Source organism: Pseudomonas sp. WAC2 (assembly GCF_030403525.1).
Taxonomy (GTDB): Bacteria; Pseudomonadota; Gammaproteobacteria; order Pseudomonadales; family Pseudomonadaceae; genus Chryseomonas; species Chryseomonas luteola.
The window spans coordinates 291150-311718 of the sequence record NZ_JAUEPD010000006.1; the positions used below are offsets into that span (position 1 = coordinate 291150).

Annotated in this window: 19 protein-coding genes; 10 read left to right on the forward strand and 9 right to left on the reverse strand. The window is 56.0% G+C overall.

All coding sequences use genetic code 11. The annotated features are described in order from the left end of the window. Nucleotides 1-113 precede the first annotated feature (113 nt). From pip to QWJ10_RS15280, 8 genes are all read right to left on the reverse strand, one after another. Nucleotides 114-1100 carry a prolyl aminopeptidase gene (gene pip / locus QWJ10_RS15245; protein WP_289927711.1) on the reverse strand — a complete coding sequence of 329 codons (987 nt, stop codon included), beginning with the start codon at nucleotides 1098-1100 and terminating at the stop codon, nucleotides 114-116. Between the two features lie 245 nt (nucleotides 1101-1345). After that, nucleotides 1346-3310: a PAS domain S-box protein gene (locus QWJ10_RS15250; RefSeq protein ID WP_289927714.1), complete on the reverse strand. Its 1965-nt coding sequence runs from the start codon at nucleotides 3308-3310 to the stop codon at nucleotides 1346-1348. A gap of 220 nt (nucleotides 3311-3530) precedes the next feature. Beyond that, nucleotides 3531-4814 (reverse strand): TRAP transporter large permease, encoded by a 1284-nt coding sequence (locus tag QWJ10_RS15255; protein WP_197870386.1) that lies wholly within the window; start codon nucleotides 4812-4814, stop codon nucleotides 3531-3533. Between the two features lies 1 nt (nucleotide 4815). Beyond that, entirely contained in the window at nucleotides 4816-5346 is a 531-nt protein-coding gene (locus QWJ10_RS15260; protein WP_125889048.1) for a TRAP transporter small permease, read from the reverse strand. A gap of 85 nt (nucleotides 5347-5431) precedes the next feature. Then, nucleotides 5432-6415 (reverse strand): TRAP transporter substrate-binding protein, encoded by a 984-nt coding sequence (locus QWJ10_RS15265; protein WP_125889049.1) that lies wholly within the window; start codon nucleotides 6413-6415, stop codon nucleotides 5432-5434. Nucleotides 6416-6480: 65 nt separating this feature from the next. Then, nucleotides 6481-7383 (reverse strand): SMP-30/gluconolactonase/LRE family protein, encoded by a 903-nt coding sequence (locus tag QWJ10_RS15270; RefSeq protein WP_197870749.1) that lies wholly within the window; start codon nucleotides 7381-7383, stop codon nucleotides 6481-6483. A 58-nt stretch (nucleotides 7384-7441) separates the two neighbouring features. Further along, nucleotides 7442-8263: an NAD(P)-dependent oxidoreductase gene (locus tag QWJ10_RS15275; protein ID WP_010798155.1), complete on the reverse strand. Its 822-nt coding sequence runs from the start codon at nucleotides 8261-8263 to the stop codon at nucleotides 7442-7444. A 398-nt stretch (nucleotides 8264-8661) separates the two neighbouring features. Next, a complete protein-coding gene (locus tag QWJ10_RS15280; RefSeq protein ID WP_289927722.1) occupies nucleotides 8662-9585 on the reverse strand; it encodes an AraC family transcriptional regulator in 924 nt (307 codons plus the stop codon). Between the two features lie 363 nt (nucleotides 9586-9948). On the opposite strand from QWJ10_RS15280, the gene QWJ10_RS15285 reads away from it, so the two are divergent. Next, nucleotides 9949-10686, forward strand: a complete 738-nt coding sequence (locus QWJ10_RS15285) for an SDR family oxidoreductase (protein WP_197870392.1) — start codon at nucleotides 9949-9951, stop codon at nucleotides 10684-10686. Nucleotides 10687-10732: 46 nt separating this feature from the next. Beyond that, nucleotides 10733-11095, forward strand: coding sequence for a hypothetical protein (locus tag QWJ10_RS15290; protein ID WP_125889051.1), 363 nt, complete (start codon nucleotides 10733-10735; stop codon nucleotides 11093-11095). A 45-nt stretch (nucleotides 11096-11140) separates the two neighbouring features. Here QWJ10_RS15290 and QWJ10_RS15295 read toward each other — a convergent pair whose 3' ends face one another. Beyond that, nucleotides 11141-12448: an alpha/beta hydrolase gene (locus tag QWJ10_RS15295; RefSeq protein WP_289927726.1), complete on the reverse strand. Its 1308-nt coding sequence runs from the start codon at nucleotides 12446-12448 to the stop codon at nucleotides 11141-11143. 710 nt (nucleotides 12449-13158) lie between these two features. Here QWJ10_RS15295 and QWJ10_RS15300 point away from each other — a divergent pair. From QWJ10_RS15300 to QWJ10_RS15335, 8 genes are all read left to right on the forward strand, one after another. Beyond that, nucleotides 13159-14127 (forward strand): DNA replication terminus site-binding protein, encoded by a 969-nt coding sequence (locus tag QWJ10_RS15300; protein WP_122042661.1) that lies wholly within the window; start codon nucleotides 13159-13161, stop codon nucleotides 14125-14127. Between the two features lie 581 nt (nucleotides 14128-14708). Then, nucleotides 14709-14870, forward strand: coding sequence for a hypothetical protein (locus QWJ10_RS15305; protein ID WP_010798161.1), 162 nt, complete (start codon nucleotides 14709-14711; stop codon nucleotides 14868-14870). 120 nt (nucleotides 14871-14990) lie between these two features. Next, on the forward strand, nucleotides 14991-15896 hold the full coding sequence (locus tag QWJ10_RS15310; protein WP_289927731.1) for an FHA domain-containing protein: 906 nt from the start codon (nucleotides 14991-14993) through the stop codon (nucleotides 15894-15896). Between the two features lie 43 nt (nucleotides 15897-15939). After that, entirely contained in the window at nucleotides 15940-16314 is a 375-nt protein-coding gene (locus QWJ10_RS15315) for a hypothetical protein (protein ID WP_125889054.1), read from the forward strand. Next, nucleotides 16311-16658 (forward strand): type III secretion protein, encoded by a 348-nt coding sequence (locus tag QWJ10_RS15320; protein ID WP_122042659.1) that lies wholly within the window; start codon nucleotides 16311-16313, stop codon nucleotides 16656-16658. Before QWJ10_RS15315 ends, QWJ10_RS15320 begins: the two co-directional genes overlap by 4 nt. Nucleotides 16659-16672: 14 nt before the next feature. Next, entirely contained in the window at nucleotides 16673-18772 is a 2100-nt protein-coding gene (gene sctV, locus QWJ10_RS15325; RefSeq protein ID WP_289927822.1) for a type III secretion system export apparatus subunit SctV, read from the forward strand. A 178-nt stretch (nucleotides 18773-18950) separates the two neighbouring features. Continuing rightward, the gene (locus QWJ10_RS15330; protein ID WP_289927824.1) at nucleotides 18951-20183 is read left to right on the forward strand and encodes a type II and III secretion system protein family protein; all 1233 of its coding nucleotides are present in this window, start codon (nucleotides 18951-18953) and stop codon (nucleotides 20181-20183) included. Beyond that, nucleotides 20173-20562 carry a CpaD family pilus assembly lipoprotein gene (locus QWJ10_RS15335; protein WP_289927737.1) on the forward strand — a complete coding sequence of 130 codons (390 nt, stop codon included), beginning with the start codon at nucleotides 20173-20175 and terminating at the stop codon, nucleotides 20560-20562. Before QWJ10_RS15330 ends, QWJ10_RS15335 begins: the two co-directional genes overlap by 11 nt. The last annotated feature ends 7 nt before the right edge of the window (nucleotides 20563-20569 follow it).

Below are 20569 nucleotides of genomic sequence, written 5' to 3' on the forward strand. Positions count from 1 at the left end.
CCGTGTGGTTGCCGGTGTGGCAAACCCTGCCAGCAGCCTAGACCACGCCACAGGTCTTGTGTGGCGTGGTCTATTGCAAGCGCTCCAGCGGTATCTGTGTCGTGACAGAGCTATCAAGGCTGGTGGAAGTCGCCGGTCTTCTTGAAGACTTCGAACGCCTGGATCAGCCCACTCAGCGTTCCGGGTTCCATTGGTGAGTGGCCTGCATCAGGCACCATATTCAACACGGAGCCAGGCCAGGATTTGTGCAGCCGATAGGCAGCATGAGGCGTTGCGATCATATCGTGCCCACCTTGCACAATGGCGCACGGCAGGTGGTTGATACGGTCAATGTTGCGAAGCAACTGGTCGTCTTCCAGAAACATGCTGTGCTTGAAGTAATACGGATCCAGGATACCCATGCCCATCATGGTCGTATCGTCAGCGGCTTGCTCTTCAACGCCTTCAGGATCATGGCGCAGCAGCGCACAGCTGCCGGAATATTTTACCCAGTAACGGGCGGCCTCCTTCCGGACATTTTTGTCTTCCGAGATCACTCGCTTGCAATAGGCTTCCAACAGGTCGCCTTGTTCCTCCTCCGGTAGCCATTTGACGAAGTCTTCATGGGCCTTTGGGAAAAACAGGCGCATACCGTAAACGAACCAGTTGATCTCGTCGGTTGTGCCCAGAAAGATGCCACGCAGGACAAAACCCAGGCAACGTTCAGGATGGGCTTCGCCATAAGCAAGTGCCAGGGTGGTTCCCCATGAGCCGCCACTGACAAGCCATTTGTCAATGCCGAGCATCTCCCTCAGGGTCTCGATGTCATCGATCAGATGCTGGGTCGTGTTGTTTTTAACCTCGGCCAGGGGAGTGGAGCGTAACGCGCCACGCTGATCGAAGAGGATGATGCGGTAATAGTCTGGGTCCCAGAATTGGCGCTTGGAGGGCGGGGCCCCTTCGCCAGGTCCGCCGTGCAGATAGACGACGGGTAACCCCTCAGGATTGCCGGACTCCTCCCAATAGAGTTGATGGGTGTCGTCAACCTGAAGCATCCCGCTTCGGTTGGGGTTCTCGATGGGAGGGAAAATTGAATAACAAACTTCACACTGAGCATCCATAGATAACTCCGCAAGACAGATTTAATGCTCTATTCGACTGTGCGGCTTCCTGCTGAATGTGAGGCGATACTTGCCATGTCAGGTTAAGGCGAATGAGGTATAAGCTGAGAAGAGGGTGGTAATCCAGATCAGGTTATTGATTCGGATACGTTTTATAGGAGCTGTTTCGCTGGTGTGGAGTTTCTATTGAAAGGTATCGAGCCGATGGAAGGCCGGGTGTGCGATGGCCACCCGGCGTGAGAGCATCAAGCCGAGGCTATGGCGTCCGGACGCATGGCCTGATCAATGGCCTTGGCCAGCTCTTCCAGGCGGAAGGGCTTAGCTAGCTTGTGCAGATCAACCGAAAGCGTTGCTGGCAACTCGGCATACCCTGATGCGAGCACTATGGGAAGGTCCGCCCAATTAGCCCGTATGGCCTCTGCCAATTGAGTGCCGCTCATGTAAGGCATGGCTTGGTCGGTAATGACCAAGTCCACAAGAGGGTATGCCTTCCTCAATATATCGAGCGCCTGGGCACCACTAGAGGCCTTGTAAACGGTATTTCCGAGATCCTCCAGCATGGCGGCGGTACTGGTCAGAACAAGTGGGTCATCGTCTACCACCAGAATATGAAAGGTATTTGCGGGTTTGTCTGTTGACGGCGCGGGTAGAGGATCGTCAGTGGTCTGCATGCCGGCATCAGATACGTGCGCGGCGGGTAACCAGATTTCGGCTGTAGTGCCTTCGCCCAGCCGGCTTTTGAGGATGAGCCTGCCACCGGATTGTTCGGTAAGGCCGTGCACCATGGACAGTCCAAGCCCCGTTCCCTTGCCGATGCCCTTGGTGGTAAAGAAAGGCTCCATGGCGCGGGACAATGTGTCTTCATCCATTCCCTGGCCGGTGTCCTGTACCGATAGGCAGACGTAGGCCCCCGGTTTCAAGTGGCTGGGATGGCCTTGGGAGATCAGTTCATCACGGGCCGAGATGATGATGGAGCCGCCCTCTGGCATGGCGTCTCGTGCATTCATGGCTAGGTTGAGCAGGGCTAGCTCCAATTGATTGGTGTCGGCGTGGGCGGGTCTGAGAATCAGCGGAAAGCGGGTTTCGATCTTGATCGACGGGCCCAGGGAGCGCTGAAGCAGTTCGGCCATACCGCGGACCAGAGTAGGCAGCTCAATGGTCTCCGGATTCAGTTCCTGACGGCGTGCGAAGGCCAGCATGCGCTGGGTCAGAGAAACGCCTCGCTGTGCCCCCTGGATGGCATTGTCGAGCAGCGGTGTAACCTTGGGATCATCCGGCAGACGCTTGCGAACCAGCTCAAGGCAGCCAATGAACACCATGAGCAGGTTGTTGAAGTCGTGGGCAATCCCACCGGTCAGCTGGCCCAGGGCTTCCATCTTCTGTGACTGGAACAGGGCCTCCCGGGCTTGCTCCAGAGCCAGTTGGGTTTCCCGTTTCTCGGTGATGTCACGGGTGACCTTGGCGTAGCCGAGGAGGGTGCCGTTGTCGTCCCTTATTGCATCGATGACAACATTGGCCCAAAAGCGTGTACCGTCCTTGCGGATTCGCCAGCCTTCCTTTTCAAAACGACCCTCACGTTGAGCCGTTTCCAGCCCCTGTTGGGGCAGGCCTGCTTCCCGATCTTCAGGGGTGTAGAAGCGTGAGAAATGCTGACCGATGATTTCCTGTGGGGTGTAACCCTTGATCTTCTCGGCACCGGCATTCCAGCTAGTCACCTGACCGGTCGGGTCCAGCATGTAAAGGGCATAATCGGAGACGCCTTGAACCAGCAGGCGGAACTGCTCTTCACTTTTTCTCAAGGCGTCTTCCGCCGCCTTTCGCTCGGTAAGGTCGCGCGTCACCTTGGCAAAGCCCAACAGCGTGCCTTGTGCGTTACGGATAGGGTCGATTACAACATGCGCCCAGAAGCGTGTGCCATCCTTGCGTACACGCCAGCCTTCCTGCTCGAACCGGCCTTCACAGCGGGCCTGCTCAAGTGCCCGGCCGGGTAGGCCGGTCAGCAAGTCCTCAGCGGTATAGAAGCACGAAAAGTGATGACCGAGGATTTCTGCTGTCTCGTACCCTTTGAAGCGGCGAGCGCCGGGATTCCAGCTTGCTACGAAACCGTCCGGATCCAGCATGAAAATCGCGTAGTCAGAAACGGCTTCCACGAGCAGACGATACTGCCCCTCATCGATGAGAGCGGCAGGCAGCCGTTCGGCATGTTGCATCAAGGCATCCTCCGGGTGGGGCTTTATCGTTCTTATAGGTTCAACAGGCTCAGGCCATTAATGCAGGCATTAACGTACTGAAAGGCTATCAATAATGGCACGTTCACTATAGGAAAAATTGCGGGGAAACGAAGCGAATTGCAGGGGTGATCCGATGAGCTGCCAGTCGGCAGTAGAGAGGGGCTGCTGGTCCCGATGAGACCAGCAGTCATGCGATGGATCAGTTACCCATCAGGCTGGGTAGGAAGAGAGAGATTGCGGGGATATAGGTTACGGCCATCAGGGCAGCAAACAGGGCTACATAGAACGGCAACAGTGCCTTTACGGTTTGCTCGATAGTCACCTTGCCTACAGCTGCGCCCACGAACAGCACGCCGCCTACCGGTGGGGTGATCAGACCGATACCCAGGTTGACCAGCATGATCATGCCGAAATGGACCGGGTCTACACCAATCTGAAGCATCACCGGAAGCAGGATCGGGGTCAGAATCAGGATCAGTGGCGCCATGTCCATAACGGTGCCGAGAATCAGCAGCATGACGTTCACGCACATCAGGATCACATAACGATTATCCGAGATGTTCATAAGCGCTGCGGTGATATCCGACGGAATCTGCATCAGTGTCATGATATAGCCGAAGCTTGAGGCAAAGGCGATCAGGATCATCACGATCGAGACGGTCCGAACCGTACGGTGCATCAGCTTAGGCAGCTCGCTCCACTTGTAGTCGCGATAGATGAACATCGTGACAAAGAACGCCCAGAGCACTGCAACGGCAGCAGATTCGGTGGCCGTAAAGATGCCGGACAGGATGCCGCCTAGAATGATGACCATAGTCATCATGCCCCAAAGTGCTTCGATACAGATCTTGATGGCTTGCTTGAGCGGAATAACTTCGCCCTTGGGGTAATTGCGCTTCTTGGCGAAGAACAAGCACATTCCCATCATGATGGCGCTGAGCAAAAGGCCCGGGCCAATACCTGCAATAAACAGCGAGCCGATGGAAACTGTACCGCCTGCTGCCAGGGAGTACAGTACAGAGTTATGGCTGGGCGGAGTGAGCAATGCCTGGATGGAGCCGCTGACGGTGACCGCAGTGGCATAATCACGCGGATAGCCCTTCTTTTCCATCTCTGGAATCAAGACGGAGCCAACCGACGCAGTATCTGCCAGTGAGGAGCCTGAAATGGCGCCAAAGAAGGTTGATGCCAGAATGTTTACCAGTGAAAGCCCACCACGGATAAACCCTACCAGTACGTTAGCACATTCAACGAGTCGTCGAGACATGCCCCCCTCCGCCATGATGGCGCCTGCAAGTACGAAGAAAGGAATGGCAAGCAATGAAAACTTGTTGATGCCACCTGCGATCTGGATCATCAAGGCATCAAAAGGGATGTCGATCCACCAGGCGCCGATAAGTGCAGACAGCCCCAAGGCATAAGCTACAGGCATCCCCAGTACGATGAGCAGTATAAAACTGCCGAGTAGAACAAAGGCGTCCATATCAGGCAGCTCCTTCAGCAGCTTCTTCAACCGTATCGTACTGAATGACGCGACGGTGGCTTTGGTCGCCAAATACGATTTTTTCTAAGACGAACCAGAATGTCAGGGCACCGCCAATAGGGATTGGTGCATACGCTATGCCCACGCGGAGCCATGAAAGGTCGCTCGTGAACTGATACCAAGTAGCCTGACACAGCTTGATGCCCCAAATGGTCATAAACAAGCTGACAATGGCCATTAACAGATTGACGAGCACCGCATCGTATTTCTTGAGTAGCGGTGGCAGGCGATCCGTGAACATGGCTACCGCCATATGTGCCCCGGCTCGGTAGCTAGGGGCTGCACCGATAAAGGTAAATATCGACATGAGCAGAATGGCGATCGGCTCAGGCCAGGACGAGCCGGTACCCAACACGTAACGAGCAAAAATACCCCAAGGGATGATGAGTGCAATTGCGAGAATTGACAGACCCGCCACCCACACGCAACAGGTATAAATCGCATCATTAACGCGCAGAAGAGCATGTTTCATAGAAAGCTCCATAGCGGCCTCAAGCCCGCTACGAATATTTCGGAGCGGGCAGGGCAATGTCTGTTTTTGTTATGACGCTCAGGCGTTATTGCACCGCTTCGATACGCTGAACCAGCGCAGCGAATTTGGGGCCATATTGCTGGCTGTATTTTTCTCGTACAGGCGCGGTTGCATCAGCGAAAGGCTTACGATCAATGTCAATGAATTCCACACCAGCAGCTTTTAGCTTGGTAACGCTTTCTGCGTTGTATTTGTCCCACAGTTCCCGCTCTTCCATCTGAGCTTCACGTGCGGTTTTCTTGACCAATGCCTGTTGATCAGGTGTCAGCTTGTTCCAAGTAGCCTTGGACATCACCAGCATCTCCGGGAGGATCAGGTGGCCGGTCTGGGTATAGTACTTGGCAACTTGATAATGGTTTTGGGTTACTACGGTAGGCGGATTGTTTTCCGCACCGTCGATCACGCCAGTTTGAAGTGCACTGTAGATCTCTCCTGTAGCCATGGCGATACCGTTACCGCCCATAGCGTTCAATGTATCGACAAAGATAGGGTTGCCGATAACGCGGATCTTCATGCCCTTAAGATCATTCATATTGCGCACCGGCTTTTTGGTGTACAGATGGCGGGTACCGCCATCCATCCAACCCAGGGCCACGAGATTGAAGTTGGAGTTGGTTACGGTATCCAGCAACTCCTGGCCTACCTCACCATCAATCACTTTGCGCATATGTGCTTCGTCGCGGAAGACGAAGGGCAGGTTGAATACGTTGACTTCCGGTACCACTGGGCCTACCGAGCCGATGGAAATGCGAGCCATCTGAATCGCGCCCAGCTGAACCTGCTCGACCACTTCCTTTTCGCTACCCAGAACACCGCCGGGGAACATGCGAATGCTGAGTTCGCCGTCGGTCTCCTTCTTGAGTTTCTTGCCCATGTTGTCGACGGCAACGACCGTCGGGTAGCCCGCCGGGTGAACGTCCGAAGACTTCAGGGTGATATCAGCCAGTGCGATCGCGGGAGTCAGAAGCGCACAGCATGCAGCGGCCAACAGGTTACGTTTGAAATTCATGAGATAACTCCTTAGTACATCTTGTCTTTGTTATGAGGAGTACAGCGGTAGTAGAAGGCGTTGTTCTATCCTCTGAACGTCGGCTCTTCCAGGCCTTTCACGCCAGGCCTCAAGGCAAACACACCGCCCGCCAGAGGTTGATCAGATAGATCACCGCCAGGTCGGATGGAGGTGACGAACAGCGTATCCAGGCCCGGTCCGCCAAAGGCGCACATGGCCGGTTTTTTTACCGGTACGGTCAGCGAACGATCCAGCTTCCCATCCGGGGTAAAGCGATGGATCTGGCCAGCATCATTACCGCAGATCCAATAGCAACCGTCTTCATCCACCGCCGCGCCGTCAGGGCGACCGGGATGATTGTTCATGTCAACGAACAGACGACGATTGTGGGGCGTGCCGGTATCCGTGTCGTAGTCGAATGCCCAGATCAGCTGTGCATTGGGGTGAGAGTCAGACAGGTACATGGTCCGGCCGTCCGGGCTGAAGCCCAGGCCATTAGGCACGATGAGATCTTCCAGAATCGGGGTCAGGCCATCGGCTGCGGTCGAGTGTTGCTCAGGGAAGCGGTATAGCTTTCCCGCCGGTGTTGCAGCTGCCATATCCATGACCATAGTTCCCGCCCAGAAGCGACCCTGGCGGTCACAGCGTCCATCATTGAAACGCATGTTTCCGGTCGGGTGCGTCACGTTGGCCAGGGCTGTGGCTTGCAAGGTGTCTCCGTCGGTGATCTCTACCTTGAACAGACCGCTCTCAAGGCCTGCCAACCATGCAGTGTCACTGCCGTCATAGCGTGCCACGCAGGCGATCATTTCCGGAGCCAGCCAGGCGCGGGTGCTGCCATCGGCAGCACTCCAGCGGTTGAGGGTGCGAGCAGGGATATCGACCCAGTAGAGCGCCTGTTCCCGTGGGTTCCAGACCGGGCTTTCTCCCGTACCGTTGCGGGCATCCAGAATCAGTTCAGCTTGCATCATTCTTATCTCTCTTGTTCAGTCCGATCGTCCTGATCCATCGCAAGCAACGGCGTACTTATTCAAACGGACCCGAGGCAACGAAAGCGCCGCCCTGATACACCATGGACGGATCATCCGCAGCCGGAGCCGGCTCTGCTTCGACTTTCTCGCGGAACTGCTCGGAGGAGTCCTGTGGCTCCCAGCCCAAGTGAGCGGCCAGGCGGTTATCCCACCACACGTCACGGTTCTTGGACGCTCCAAACACGACGGTGTGGCCAACATTGGGCGTGAACAGGGAGCGGGCGATCAGATTGGTCAGATCGTTGTAGCTCAGCCAGGTAGCCAGCATGCGGCGGTTCTGTGGCTCGGGGAAGGAGGAACCGATACGGATGCTGACAGTTTCGATGCCATAGCGATCAAAGTAGAAGCTGGCGACGTCTTCACCATAGGATTTGGACAGCCCGTAGTAGCTGTCTGGGCGGCGCGGCGAGCTGGCATCGATACGTTCGGTCTGCTTGTAAAAGCCGATGACGTGGTTCGAGCTGGCGAAGATGACGCGCTTGACGCCATGGCGGCGTGCCGCTTCGTAAATGTGGAAGACGCCTTTGATGTTGGCTTCTAGGATTTCCTCGAAAGGACGCTCAACCGAAACCCCGCCAAAATGCAGAATCGCATCTACACCTTTGACGAGCTCATCGACGGCGGCTTTGTCAGAAAGGTCGCACGGAACGACTTCTTCATGGGGGCCTTCAGCGGGTGCCATGTTGGCGATATCGGAAAGCCGAATCACTTCAGCGTAAGGGCGGAGGGCTTCGCGGAGTACCTTCCCGAGACCGCCTGCGGCGCCGGTGAGAAGGATACGGTTCAAACGCTGATTCTCTACAGAACTGGTCGCCATGTCAGTTTCCTGGTTATTAGTATTATTTTGAGTCGTAAGACATCATACGACTAGATGGCGAAATTTTTAACAGTGCTTACCTGCGATGTCAACGACGCCTTTTTCTTGGAGGCGGTAAGTTGTCGTATCTTACGAGTTTCGCCAAGACTCCTGTAAGGAAACCCTTCGCTGGAAACATTCTCTTACAAGCTTTTAAGGGTGTCGATTAAGCTCAAACCCAGGGTACAAGCGCCCTATAGTGGCGTAATGACCTGATTGATAAGAGCGGAGCAGAGAAATGCTGGGTTTGACCGATAGGTCATTGCTATTGGTTAGACAAAGGTCTAATCCCGCCGGGTAGCCTGCCGTGCTAGGTACGCGCAAGGTTCTGAGTGCAGGCGGTAGGACGTCAGGTGTTACTACGCGCTCGCTCTTAAGCGGGCCATATCCTTCATGGGCGGCGCGCCAAACAACCGGCTGTATTCGCGGCTAAATTGGGAGGGGCTTTCATAACCCACCCGGTGCGCTGCCGACGAGCAATCGATGCCCTCATGGAGCATCAGGCGCTTGGCTTCCTGAAGGCGTAGCTGCTTCTGATATTGCAGTGGACTCATTGCAGTCACCGCCTTGAAGCGATGATGCAGCGTTGAAGGGCTCAGATTGACGCGCCGGGCCAGCTCATCGATTTTCAACGGCTCGATGTAGTTCTGATTCAACCAGTTGATGGCGCGATTCACGCGGTGGGTTTGGCTGTTCGTCATTGCCATTTCGTACAGCCGATATCCCTGCGGGCTTCGCAGTAGCCGATAGTAGATTTCCCGTAGCACCAGAGGGGCCAACATCGCCGCGTCACGCGGGGTCTGCAAGAGACGAACCAGTCGAGTTACGGCATCGAGCATGGCATTGTCCACGCGCTCGACGTACAGGCCCCGGTGAGCTGGTACGACGGGAACACCTGTCGGGCCGGCGTCGGCTATCAGGCGGGTAATTTCTGCCGGGTCCAGGTTGATCCGAATACAGAGATAGGGGCGCTCGGGGGTAGCCTCGATAATCTGGCCGGTCACAGGAAGCGAGACAGAGCCCACCAGGTAATACAGCGGGTCATAGGTAAAGCATTCATCGCCAAGCGTAACCTGCTTGCGACCCTGTGCGATGACACAGAAGCTGGGGTTGCTGATCCCATGCACAGGGTCTGAGGGCTGGCTTGCACGCATCAAGCAGAGATCGTCGATCCGGGTGGTATGAGCGCCATCGGTCAACGTAAGCTGATCGATCAGCGCTGCCAGTTCCTGCTGCTGAAGCGTGTCTCGACTATGAGTGGATTCATGCGTTACACAGTCCATGCTGATCCCCTGAAGCTAGCGGTTCCCATTGTATCGGCGTGCACAGGCGTACCGATCAAGTCAGGCGTCACGATAACCAAAAGTGGCAATGCAGGGTTATATCAATTCTGCTGACTTCTTGCCTGATCCTGTCATGGTATGCCCGCGGTCCGCAGGATTGTGAAAGCCAGCGTAGTCCAACCTTGCCTGCAGAGCCCGAATAATCGTGTTGGATAGGCGCTCCCTGGCCCACTGCATTCTTCTCCGTGCAGGATCAGGCAAGAAGCGAGCAGGATCCGTCTAACGTCTGAATGCCCTTCGGCTCTAGCCTTGTCACTAACGCGGCAACACTGGCCGCTCTCACTGACAGGCAAGGAGATTCGTATGAAAGGTCTAGAAGGCAAGGTCATCGCAATTACCGGCGCAAGCAGTGGCATTGGCGAAGCAACCGCACGGTATCTGGCAGCACAGGGCGGCTTCGTCATTCTAGGGGCGCGTCGTACAGAGCGGCTTGAAACGCTGGCAGCTGAAATCAGGGCTCAGGGCGGCAAGGCTGACTACCGCCGGCTCGACGTTACCGCATTGGAAGATATGGAGTCGTTTGTGCAGTTCGCTCAGCAGCAGGGCGGACGTCTGGATGTACTGGTCAACAATGCGGGTGTGATGCCGCTTTCCAAGCTTGAAGCGCTCAAGGTTGACGAGTGGAATCGCATGATCGATGTAAACATTCGGGGCGTGCTCCACGGGATAGCGGCGGGCTTGCCGGTCATGCAACAGCAGCGTAGCGGACAGTTCATCAATCTGTCTTCGATTGGCGGGCATGCTGTCAGCCCTACTGCCGCGGTTTACTGTGCAACCAAGTTTGCCGTCAGGGCCATTTCCGAAGGGTTGCGTCAGGAGGTAGGGGCCGATATCCGCGTCACTGTGATCTCGCCCGGGGTAACGGAGTCTGAGCTGGCTGACACCATCACCGATCCAACCGCTCAGGCAGCCATGGACGCGTTTCGCCGAGGGGCTATTTCACCGGAGTCCATCGCGCGTGCCATTGCGTTTGCAATTGAACAGCCTGCTGAAGTGGACGTAAGCGAGATTATCGTCAGGCCGACCGCGAGCCCTTATTAAGGGCTTCCGGTTTCAACCCGTGGCACTTCATCTCGGAGGAGGACTCATGTCCGCATCGCCTTGTACATCGTTGCTCTTGATCCATGCCCGCACCGGACGCTCCGCAGCCCTCAGGGCATGTCTCAGGGGATTGCCTTATCCAGGGCAGAAGTGTCTCACCTTTACCGTCATGCCATCGCCGGAAGAGGAAAACTGCTGGTTGGTGTATGGCCAATGGCAGTCGCAGTCGGATATGGACAGCTACTTCAACACGCTTCCAGCCGAGCTGTGGATGCGCCTGGTAAATGGCTCCCTTGCGGCCCGTATGGAGTTCATGACGTTCGAAGGTAACGAGTTGCCCAACGCCTATCGTTGGGCAACTCCACGGTTCAGCTCGCCTGGTTGCGCCTCCTATGCCTGTTGTGGCTAGGCGCAGGCGCCATGTCTCCCTGTAAGTTGTGAGCTGCGTTTTACGTCATTGGGAGTAGGTGTTCTCATCGGCGGTAGCCGGGTGGTAGTCCGTAGGAGCGCAGAGGCTCAGGTTTTGCACCGGTACCAGGCGAGCCGGGCCCATTGGAACTCGTGTTGCCGCCACAGCCAGCAGATTGAACGTACCTTGAGCCGCAACGGCCCAGCGTCCGGTTACGGGCTCGCCGCGAAGCAAGGTAGCGGCGGCCAGAAGGAGCTTCAATCCGCTGCAGGTATCGATATTGAGATGAACCGTCATGGGCAGCTTGCGCACCAGACCATACTCGTAGTTGGTCAGAAGGCTGTAGGTTGCGGTTGAAAGTCCTGCAACGGCAAACAGTTGGCGGGTGCGCGGTCCCCACTCGTTGACACCTGCCAACGCCAGACAGAGGCCTGCAGAGGCATAGTCCAGAAGGCCGTGCATGCGAGGTGATAATAATTTGGCTGGCGCCAGCCGATCACGACCCTGATCCATGCCAGAGACGACAATTTCATTACTCATGTCGGTTGCCCGGGTATCGAAACGACCGGTGATGAACCGATGGACCAGCTGCGACATGAGCGGCGCGGCGGTGTAATGCGCGTTGTGCGCCGCGCCTTCTACAACCACCAGTTTGCCGTTGGGAAGTAGACTGGTGAATTCCTCTGCCCACTGCTGGGTAAGGGTCTTGTCGTATTGGCCACGGATTACAAGGGCAGGAACATGCACGTGGGACAGACGGTTTTCTATGGGGTCGTCCACCGTTCTGCGAAGCTGCTGAACCATGCGTGGCAGGCCATTGGAAAGATACTCTATGTGCATTAGCGGGTTGATCGAGGGTGCCTCGAACGGCATGTTCAAGACGAGGCGGGCATACTGCCGCGCCGGTGTCCGATAGGCCGGGTCTGGCGTAGGTGCGATCAGGATCAGGCGCTCCACTCTATCCGGAAAGCGTGCCGCAATTTCAACGGCGATTTGTACGCCTACGGAGTTGCCACACAGCACCGCCTTGTGGATTCCGTTGACGTCCATCCAGGCCAGCAGATGATTCGACTGCTCTCTAACATCCGGGCCTGCCGGCCACTTGGACATCCGCGGCGCAGGCGAACGCCCGAAACCGGGCAAATCGGGTGCCATGACGTCATGACCCATCGATGCGAGACGTCTCCCCAGCGGGACCATATAGCGGCTTGAAAGCGCCAAGCCATGAATCAGGATGATTGGAACCTGATGTGGATCGTCTTCATGGGCTAGCCAGGTGCGGGCGTGCATGCGAATGCCGAGCGAAGGAATAGTCGTCCAGGTTTTGTAAGGGGCGTAAGCGAGTTTGAACATAAGGGACAGCTCCCATGTATATCGAGCCTTGCCCAGGTCGCAGCGTGCCTGAAAGCATCATGAGCCAATCATGCGGCATGCGCGGGCTCCTGGGCGTGAGCATTGTAAATGTCGTCTGAACATGTAGAAAAAAGAAGGCCCGCAGAGCGGGCCAAAACGAGCTTTGAACAGCTCGCTGCCGCGAAAGGGCCCGTTCCATCAAGGGCCCAGAGGGGAAGTTCTTGCCGGGAAGCAATCAATGATGATGAGCAGGTTCCGCAGTGAATAGCGGCTGAAATAAATGGGGCTGCACATCTCAAGACTCCTCATGTCACGGCGTATCACCATCGGCCTGAGCATAAGCTCGTACCGATTCGAATGTGAAAAGGGCAAGGTCAGCAAATGTATGCCTTGCTTAATGACCGATAGTTTGGAAAAGAAAAAGTGCCTTGGAAGCGACGAACGTGAGTACCTTTTATCCCTTGCAAAACGATGACGGAGCCGATCAAACGATACGTTGAAGCTAACTAGAGAGGTAAACGGAATACTGTCTTGTAATACCAGCCTGATAATAAGTAAGCGAGCCGGATTCCCAGCCTGTTGCAGCTTAATGCAGGTTAATAGGCGCATCGACAAGGGCTTTATCTGATTGTGAATATGTTTAATCGGTCAGATTGGGATAAGACGGCTATAATGACTGTTGGTATTACTTATTGAGGAAAGAGGTGCCCATGATCACTGACGTGCGCGAAGCGTGGCAGGAAATGGTAGAGGCTCAGCGAGCCTTCAACGCAACGTGGCCTTCGGCGGTGGTTCATGCACAAGTCTGGTTGCTTCCCATCAACAAGGAGCCCAAAGGCCAGACTAAAATCACTCCGATGGAGCTAGTGGGTGAGCCTGCCATCGAGGCTGCGAAAAAGGCCATCCTGCAATTCGAGCAGGAGGAGGGGCAGCACCCTAGTACCGTCATGCGGCTTCCAGGGTGGATCGGCGTTTCGCAGTCAGTGCTGGAGTACGCCCGCGAGGCCAATGCCGCACGTGATCGTTTTCTTGAGGTTCTGGCTCAGGAAACGGCCTCCATGAACCTGAAATCTCTATCCAAGGGAAAGCATCTTCGGAGCATTCTCAAGCTGCCGATCGTCATCAAGCAGATCGAACGCCATATCCAGGTGTTTGAAGGGGTGCCACGGCGTATCCTGTTCACCTGGGCGGGCAAAACGGCGGCCCCCGAAAGCATCCCTGTCAAGGATGTGATCGAAAAGATCGAAACGCAGCTGGCTGATGCCGTGGCCAAGGCTGATATGGACAAGGAACGCAATCTGAGGCTTGAGCTCAAGGCGTTGGGGTTTCTGGATGCGAAGGCCGAACTGCATCGCTACCGTCCTATTGCGCCCCATCCGCGCGTGATGCTGTATTTCTCCAAAAGCCCTCGTTATGACGCCATGCCTCACGCCAATCTGCCGATTTTTGTTTCACTGGATGAGAAGCAGCCGTGGCCGCGGGTCGATGCGCTCGAAGAGTTTGATGCAGAAAACGCTCAGGCTGAGCGCTCGGACAAGGTACCCCGCCAGGAAATCATTCCGCGCCTGGGGCTGTACCTTAAAACCGCGCCCGACCGTAAGCGCAGCCCCAGGACGGCCCGTGGGGACTCGACCGCCGTGGCGCGAGCGTTAGTCTCGTCTACTTATCAAAAGCGTTGAGTGGTAAACGGTCACTCCCAATATGTACGCATACGGTGGATTAAATAAGGGTTAACAGACTAACGCATTGGTTGAATGGAATATGTTCCGTTTCGATGACTGAAAGGCTCTATTTTCAATTCATATGCGGGGCATTGCCAAATCTTATTCCTATGCTGTTTGCTAAGCGAGTAATACTTTATACAAAGCAATACTCGCTCAGTTCATATATAAGCATCTGCTAGTTAGCGTTTATTTACAAATATTTACTCAATTAACTGTTTGAATATGCTGTTTAGTGAATCTGTTCGCATAATTAGTGCGTTGCAATCTTGACCGATAAAGTGACAAAGAATCCTTAATTGCTTGGAAATCATGGTGTTAAGACATTAAAGCTCATTATATGAAGGGTCGGTTTGCAGCTATTTATAACTCTTAATATTCGTGTAATTAAATGTTCATGCCTTGCGGGGCAACATTCACTCGTCTGGCAGCGATTGGGGTTCGAAAGAATCAGGACGTTGCTGGAAATATGCTCTTCTCTGCAGCCGTGTAGTAGCAGTTGGCGCATGTCTAATTTCTTTCAATAAGGAGATATTGATATGAGTAATGTTACTCCGACCAGCACCAGTTCTTCCGACGCTGCTATCGACAAAATGACTGCCGCTTTCGATGCCGCCATCGAAAAATCCGCGAAGATCACTGAGATCACCACCGAGAAGAAAACTGAGCTTGACGCGACCAAACAGCGTCCTCAGAACTAAGGTGTGGACGGGCGGCGCCTTATGGCGCCGTCTGTTTGTTCAGACAGCTTTCCAGATTGGACCTGCATGCAGGCTGGCCTTGCCATGCGTGCCGGGTCAGGCAAAACAATGATGTCCGCAATGTCTTCTCTTCCCGGCTCAAAACCTGCAGTGCCTACTCTTGAGGTCATTGCGGGACTGCATACCGGCGTATCGGTATCGCTGGATGAACCTGCCTATTGCCTGGGCGCCTCCGACGAGGTGGATCTGGTGCTCAGGGATGCAGGCGTTGCGCCTCGCCATGCCGTGTTGCGTCTGGAGAAAAATACAGTTGCCGTTGAGGCAGTTGGAGGTGATGTACTCACGGCTGAAAAACGAATCCCTTTGGGCAAGGGGCTGCGCCTGCCATTACCGGTCGAGTTATCCGTTGGGGAGGCTCGAATCCGCTTATCTGCTCCGCTGACAAAGTTGGTTGCGCCTCCCAAACGATGGCCTGTTACCCACGCCGGTATGATGGCACTTTTTGGCGCGGCGGTATTGCTAGGCCTGTATACGCTGATTGGCACCAGCGAAGCCGAAGATCGCTTATTGCCTATTGCCAACGCGCCAGTTAGCCCGGCACTCGACAGCGGCGCTGGTCAGGAGCCCGTAGTGCGGGACAATCAGGTTGCCCGGCAATTGCTGTCCCGACTTGAGGCCGCTGGACTTTCTTCGGTGCATGTCGAATCGCAAGGCCGTCATCTGATGCTCTCTGGTGAAATTGATACTGCTCAGCAGCCAGCCTGGGTCGATATCCAGAAGTGGTTCGATGGTGAATATGGCAGCAGCCATGTACTGGTCAGCTCGGTCACGCTACGCAAGGCGCCGGTTTCTCCCCGTGTCAGGTTCCAGGCGGTATGGCTGGGACAGGATCCTTATGTGGTTAGTGAGTCTGGTACACGTCTTTACCCCGGCGCATCGCTGGACGACGGCTGGGTGCTCAAGGGGATAGAGCCGCAGCGGATTGTCCTGAGTCGCAACGGCCACGAGTTTGCCCTGACGCTATGACGCTGCCATTGCTTACACAACCCCTGGGTGGGAGGCCTTTTCGATGAGAATCGATACCAGCCGACCGCTGGATCTGCAGCGGCCTGAAGAGGCGTCCAGCGAATCCTTACGTCGGGCCAGCTCGGTTGCCAGGGCCAGGCAGAGTGAGGTGTTCGATTCGCTGCTGCGCCTGCGCAACCGGACTCCATTCAAATCCCTGCGTAACGAGCTGGCGGAGCTGATCGGCCCTCCCGTTAACGACCCTGGCATCTTCAGCCCTGGCCATTCGCTTCAGGTGCTGGAACACATCATTGATACGGTGTTGCCTCGGCTGGACGCCGAGCCGGAGATCAAAGCACTTGCTGCCAGCCTGCTTGAGCAGGAAATCCAGCAACGTCGGGAGCTTGGGATGCGGTTGAGCGAGATCGACGATTTATGAACGTACAGGATCGCGAGGCAGTACAGCTGCTGCACTCGCTTGGCGCTCTGTATCTACGCAGCGGACAACAGCGACGAGCGCTGATCTATCTGCTTCTGGCTATTCAGATCGACCCGGCAGATACCGCTTTGCTGCGTACGCTCACCAATGGCTTTATTGCCACTGGTGATGGGGAGCGGGCACTGGCTGCTATCGGAAGGCTGGAGCAGCTTGAAGGGCCAAGCATGCCGCTCAAGTTTCTGCGTAGCCGCGCATTATGGGCGTTGGGTGCCAAAGACGAGGCACGACGCTGTTTTCGTGAATATCTGGATAGTCGGAGGGCCGTAACGTGCTCGCCAGATTGAACCGCCTGGCTGTAATGGCTTCACAGCGTACCGATATCGTCATTGCACTGTTCATGATGCTGGCCATCGTGATGATGATCATCCCGCTACCCACAGTAATGGTCGATGTGCTTATCGGCATCAATATCGCGTTCAGTCTGCTGGTTCTGGTCGTTGCGTTCTACGTGTCGCATTCAGTGGATTTCTCTGCACTCCCGCCGGTAATTCTGCTCAGTACGCTGTTTCGCCTGTCGCTTTCCATTACCACTACCCGGTTGATCCTGCTCAACGGAGAAGCGGGGGATATTGTCGAGGCATTTGGCAATTTCGTGATTGCCGGTGAGGTGGTCATTGGCCTGGTAGTTTTTCTGATCATTACCGTGGCGCAGTTCATCGTTATCACCAAGGGCGCCGAGCGGGTGGCCGAGGTGGCGGCTCGCTTTACTCTGGATGCGATGCCAGGCAAGCAGATGAGTATCGACAACGATCTGCGTAATGGTGATATCGATCAGGCCGAAGCCCGTCGGCGTCGCTCACGCCTGGAGCGGGAAAGCCAGCTCTATGGGGCCATGGACGGTGCCATGAAATTCGTGAAAGGAGATGCGATCGCCGGATTGGTCATCCTGTGCGTGAACCTGCTGGGTGGCTTGCTGATCGGTATGATCAAGCGGGGCATGCCCTTTGGCGAGGCGGTGCATACCTATTCGCTGTTAACCGTAGGCGATGGGTTGATCGCCCAGATTCCTGCCCTGTTGATTGCGGTTGCCGCAGGCACGGTAGTCACGCGCGTCACAACCGATGCAGAGACGGATCTCGGCACGGAAATTATTAGTCAACTAGGCGCCAACCAGCGGGCTCTGGCACTGACGTCTGCCATTCTGCTGGGCGTTGCGTTTATTCCGGGATTCCCGGCGCCTGTATTCATCGCCATTTCGCTGGTCCTGGGCGGAACGGCCTTCTACATGCATCGGCGTAAACAGATCGCGGAACAAGTTCCGGCTGCTCAGGAGGAGCCGGAACCACGTGAGGTTACGGCTGAGCCAATACAAGACGTGGAGGACACGGGTCATTTCCGCATTACGCTATGGATTAGTGAAGCCCATGTGGCACAGCTCTCGCTCAATACGCTCAGGCAGCGATTGGACAGTACTCGTTACGAGATCAGTGAGGACTTGGGTGTCGAGCTTCCCTGTATTGGCTTGCGCATTGACCGCAACGCCGTGGCGGAGCGGTTCAGGATTGATCTGGAGGGCGTGCCCGTCATGGAGGGAGCTATCCGCCCTGATGCGGTGCTGCTGCAGGACGATGAAGTTCATCTCGAACTGCTGGCAATCGAGCATACAGCCTCGGCCCCGTTGTTACGCCGTAAGCCTGCCCTGTGGGTGGATGCACAACAGGCTGCCACGTTGGTAGAGGCTGGGGTAGGGCATCTGGATCTGGCGCAGACGTTTGACGCCTGCATGGATCAGACCTTACGCCGCTATGCGGCTGAATTCCTGGGTATCCAGGAGGCCCGTCAGATCCTGACCGAGATGGAAGAGCAATATCCCGAGCTCGTTAAGGAGGCCCTCCGTGTGCTGCCCTTGCAGCGAATCGCGGATGTGCTGAGGCGGCTGGTCAGTGAGCATATTTCCATCCGCAACCGCCGCGCCATTCTTGAGGCGATTGTGGAGTGGGCACCGCGTGATCTGGATACGCCCATTCTGACCGAGCACGTCCGTGCTGCGCTAGCCCGGCAGATTTGCTATGCGTACGCCGACAGTCATCGCGTCATTTCGGCCTATGTCTTTTCCCGGGATTTGGAGGAGGCAGTACGGGCGCCACTGCGCCGCAGTGATAAAGGCCGCCCTACGGTACTGCCACCCGAATTGACCCGCACCATTACGATCCAGCTTCAGCACGCATATGACGCTGCCAGCCATGATCTGAATCCGGTGGTCATGGTGACGGCGGATATCCGTCGCCCGCTCCGGCAGTTGCTGACCCGGCATGATCTGGATGTTCCCGTGCTGTGCTACCAGGACCTGACCCGGGAATTCACCGTGCAGTCTCTGACGACGCTCACGCTACCGGAGGCCAATGCGGCCTTGCCACACTCCGTAACGGAATCGTTGACGGCTCCACAACCGCTGTAAGGGAACAGAAAGGATGGTGAGGGTGTTTGAGGATTACCGGCAGGCAGGATATGTGCCGAGACCGACGTTAAAGCAATGGCTGATTATTGGTTTCGGTTGTCTTTTACTGTCCGGCGGCTGGCTGGCTCCCGGGTGGGCCGTTGCGCAACCTGTTGAGGGGGCGAGTCCTGAGGGGCGTGTGCTTTACCTCGCCACAGGGGAGGGCCAGATTGTGAAATTCAAGGCGCCGGTAGAGTCGGTATTTGTCGCTGATCCTGCCATTGCCGATCTGCGCGTTGTCTCGCCGGGAGTGGTGTATGTCTATGGCAAGACCAGTGGCGAAACTAATCTGATTGCCCTGAGTGCAAGCGAGGACATTCAAGGCACCTGGCAGCTCAAGGTGCAGCCCAATGTCGGGCCGATCAAGGAGACCGTACAGGCATTGCAGCCAGGCAGCAGCGTTTCGGTGGCGCAATCCGGCAAGCGGCTGATAGCCAAGGGAACCACCCAGGACGTTGCGTCGGCGCTGGATGTAAATGCGTTACTCGATAGCCAGACACCAGCCGGTGGCCCGCCACCCCTGAACACCACGACGTATCCTGAGTCGCCCCAGGTCAATATCCGGGTACGTTTCGCCGAGGTATCACGCGAGCAGTTGCTGCGGTATGGGGTGAACTGGAATGCGCTCATTACCCGTGGTTCGTTTTCGTTCGGGCTGGTGACAGGCGGTCCGCTGGCACAGTCGGCAGTAGCCGGGGCCACGAATCTGATCTCGGCAGGTTACAGCTCCGGCAGCGCCAATATCGATGTGCTACTCGATGCGCTGCAAAGTAACGGCATTCTCGAAATTCTGGCAGAGCCAAACATCACGGCGGTAACGGGGCAAACGGCCAGTTTCCTAGCAGGGGGCGAAGTGCCGGTACCGGTTCCTGTAAGTCGTGACTTGGTAGGTATTGAATACAAGCCATTTGGTGTATCGCTGCTCTTTACGCCTACGCTGCTTCCCAGTGGGCGTATTGCTATGCAGGTTCGCCCCGAGGTCAGCAGTCTTTCAACGACCAGTGCCGTGCAGATAGCGGGCACCAGTGTGCCAACGTTCCAGGTCCGGCGGGCTGATACGCGTGTTGAGGTAGGCAGTGGTCAGACATTTGCCATTGCCGGTCTTTTCCAGCGCAACAGCGCGCAGGACATGGACAAGCTTCCCATGCTGGGTGACGTTCCGATCCTGGGCGCATTGTTCCAATCCAAACGCTTTCAGCGCAACGAAACCGAACTGGTCATTCTGATCACGCCGTACCTTGTCGAGCCTGAGTCAGACCACACGCTGGCTACGCCACTTGATCCGAGCGCGTCCAATCCTGCACAGCACTTGGCGCGAACGTCTACCGTGCCCACCAAGCCTTACTCGGAGTTTGGGTTTTATGTGGATTGATTCAAGACACTCTCTTGCTGTGCTCGGCGCGGCTGTCATGCTGCTGGCGGGGTGCTCACTGGAGCCGGTGTCCTATGCATCGGATTATGTCCGTCTGGCTGATCGCAACGGTCAGGCGGTATGGGTGCCCCGTGTGTGCTTGAGTCCCGAAACGGCGGCAGCGCCCGATCGTTTACCCATGGGCTGCGCCAATGCGCTTAATCTGGCTAGAATGATCGAGCGACCTACTGACCTACAGCGTGGTCGTCCAATGGGACCTGCCATGGCCGCTCCGGTAGCGCGTGCGGCAGAAGCTTATATCACCGGCCACACCGCCGATGACATCAGGCGGCAACGGCTCGAACAGGAAGCGGCAAACCGTAACGCTGCCGGAATGTGATGATGTT

What these genes read in the sequence shown, in the direction of transcription:
- pip (WP_289927711.1), bottom strand. Translation starts at nt 1,100, where the DNA reads ATGGATGCTCAGTGTGAAGTTTGTTATTCAATTTTCCCTCCCATCGAG.
- QWJ10_RS15250 (WP_289927714.1), bottom strand. Translation starts at nt 3,310, where the DNA reads ATGCAACATGCCGAACGGCTGCCTGCCGCTCTCATCGATGAGGGGCAG.
- QWJ10_RS15255 (WP_197870386.1), bottom strand. Translation starts at nt 4,814, where the DNA reads ATGGACGCCTTTGTTCTACTCGGCAGTTTTATACTGCTCATCGTACTG.
- QWJ10_RS15260 (WP_125889048.1), bottom strand. Translation starts at nt 5,346, where the DNA reads ATGAAACATGCTCTTCTGCGCGTTAATGATGCGATTTATACCTGTTGC.
- QWJ10_RS15265 (WP_125889049.1), bottom strand. Translation starts at nt 6,415, where the DNA reads ATGAATTTCAAACGTAACCTGTTGGCCGCTGCATGCTGTGCGCTTCTG.
- QWJ10_RS15270 (WP_197870749.1), bottom strand. Translation starts at nt 7,383, where the DNA reads ATGCAAGCTGAACTGATTCTGGATGCCCGCAACGGTACGGGAGAAAGC.
- QWJ10_RS15275 (WP_010798155.1), bottom strand. Translation starts at nt 8,263, where the DNA reads ATGGCGACCAGTTCTGTAGAGAATCAGCGTTTGAACCGTATCCTTCTC.
- QWJ10_RS15280 (WP_289927722.1), bottom strand. Translation starts at nt 9,585, where the DNA reads ATGGACTGTGTAACGCATGAATCCACTCATAGTCGAGACACGCTTCAG.
- QWJ10_RS15285 (WP_197870392.1), top strand. Translation starts at nt 9,949, where the DNA reads ATGAAAGGTCTAGAAGGCAAGGTCATCGCAATTACCGGCGCAAGCAGT.
- QWJ10_RS15290 (WP_125889051.1), top strand. Translation starts at nt 10,733, where the DNA reads ATGTCCGCATCGCCTTGTACATCGTTGCTCTTGATCCATGCCCGCACC.
- QWJ10_RS15295 (WP_289927726.1), bottom strand. Translation starts at nt 12,448, where the DNA reads ATGTTCAAACTCGCTTACGCCCCTTACAAAACCTGGACGACTATTCCT.
- QWJ10_RS15300 (WP_122042661.1), top strand. Translation starts at nt 13,159, where the DNA reads ATGATCACTGACGTGCGCGAAGCGTGGCAGGAAATGGTAGAGGCTCAG.
- QWJ10_RS15305 (WP_010798161.1), top strand. Translation starts at nt 14,709, where the DNA reads ATGAGTAATGTTACTCCGACCAGCACCAGTTCTTCCGACGCTGCTATC.
- QWJ10_RS15310 (WP_289927731.1), top strand. Translation starts at nt 14,991, where the DNA reads ATGTCTTCTCTTCCCGGCTCAAAACCTGCAGTGCCTACTCTTGAGGTC.
- QWJ10_RS15315 (WP_125889054.1), top strand. Translation starts at nt 15,940, where the DNA reads ATGAGAATCGATACCAGCCGACCGCTGGATCTGCAGCGGCCTGAAGAG.
- QWJ10_RS15320 (WP_122042659.1), top strand. Translation starts at nt 16,311, where the DNA reads ATGAACGTACAGGATCGCGAGGCAGTACAGCTGCTGCACTCGCTTGGC.
- sctV (WP_289927822.1), top strand. Translation starts at nt 16,673, where the DNA reads ATGGCTTCACAGCGTACCGATATCGTCATTGCACTGTTCATGATGCTG.
- QWJ10_RS15335 (WP_289927737.1), top strand. Translation starts at nt 20,173, where the DNA reads ATGTGGATTGATTCAAGACACTCTCTTGCTGTGCTCGGCGCGGCTGTC.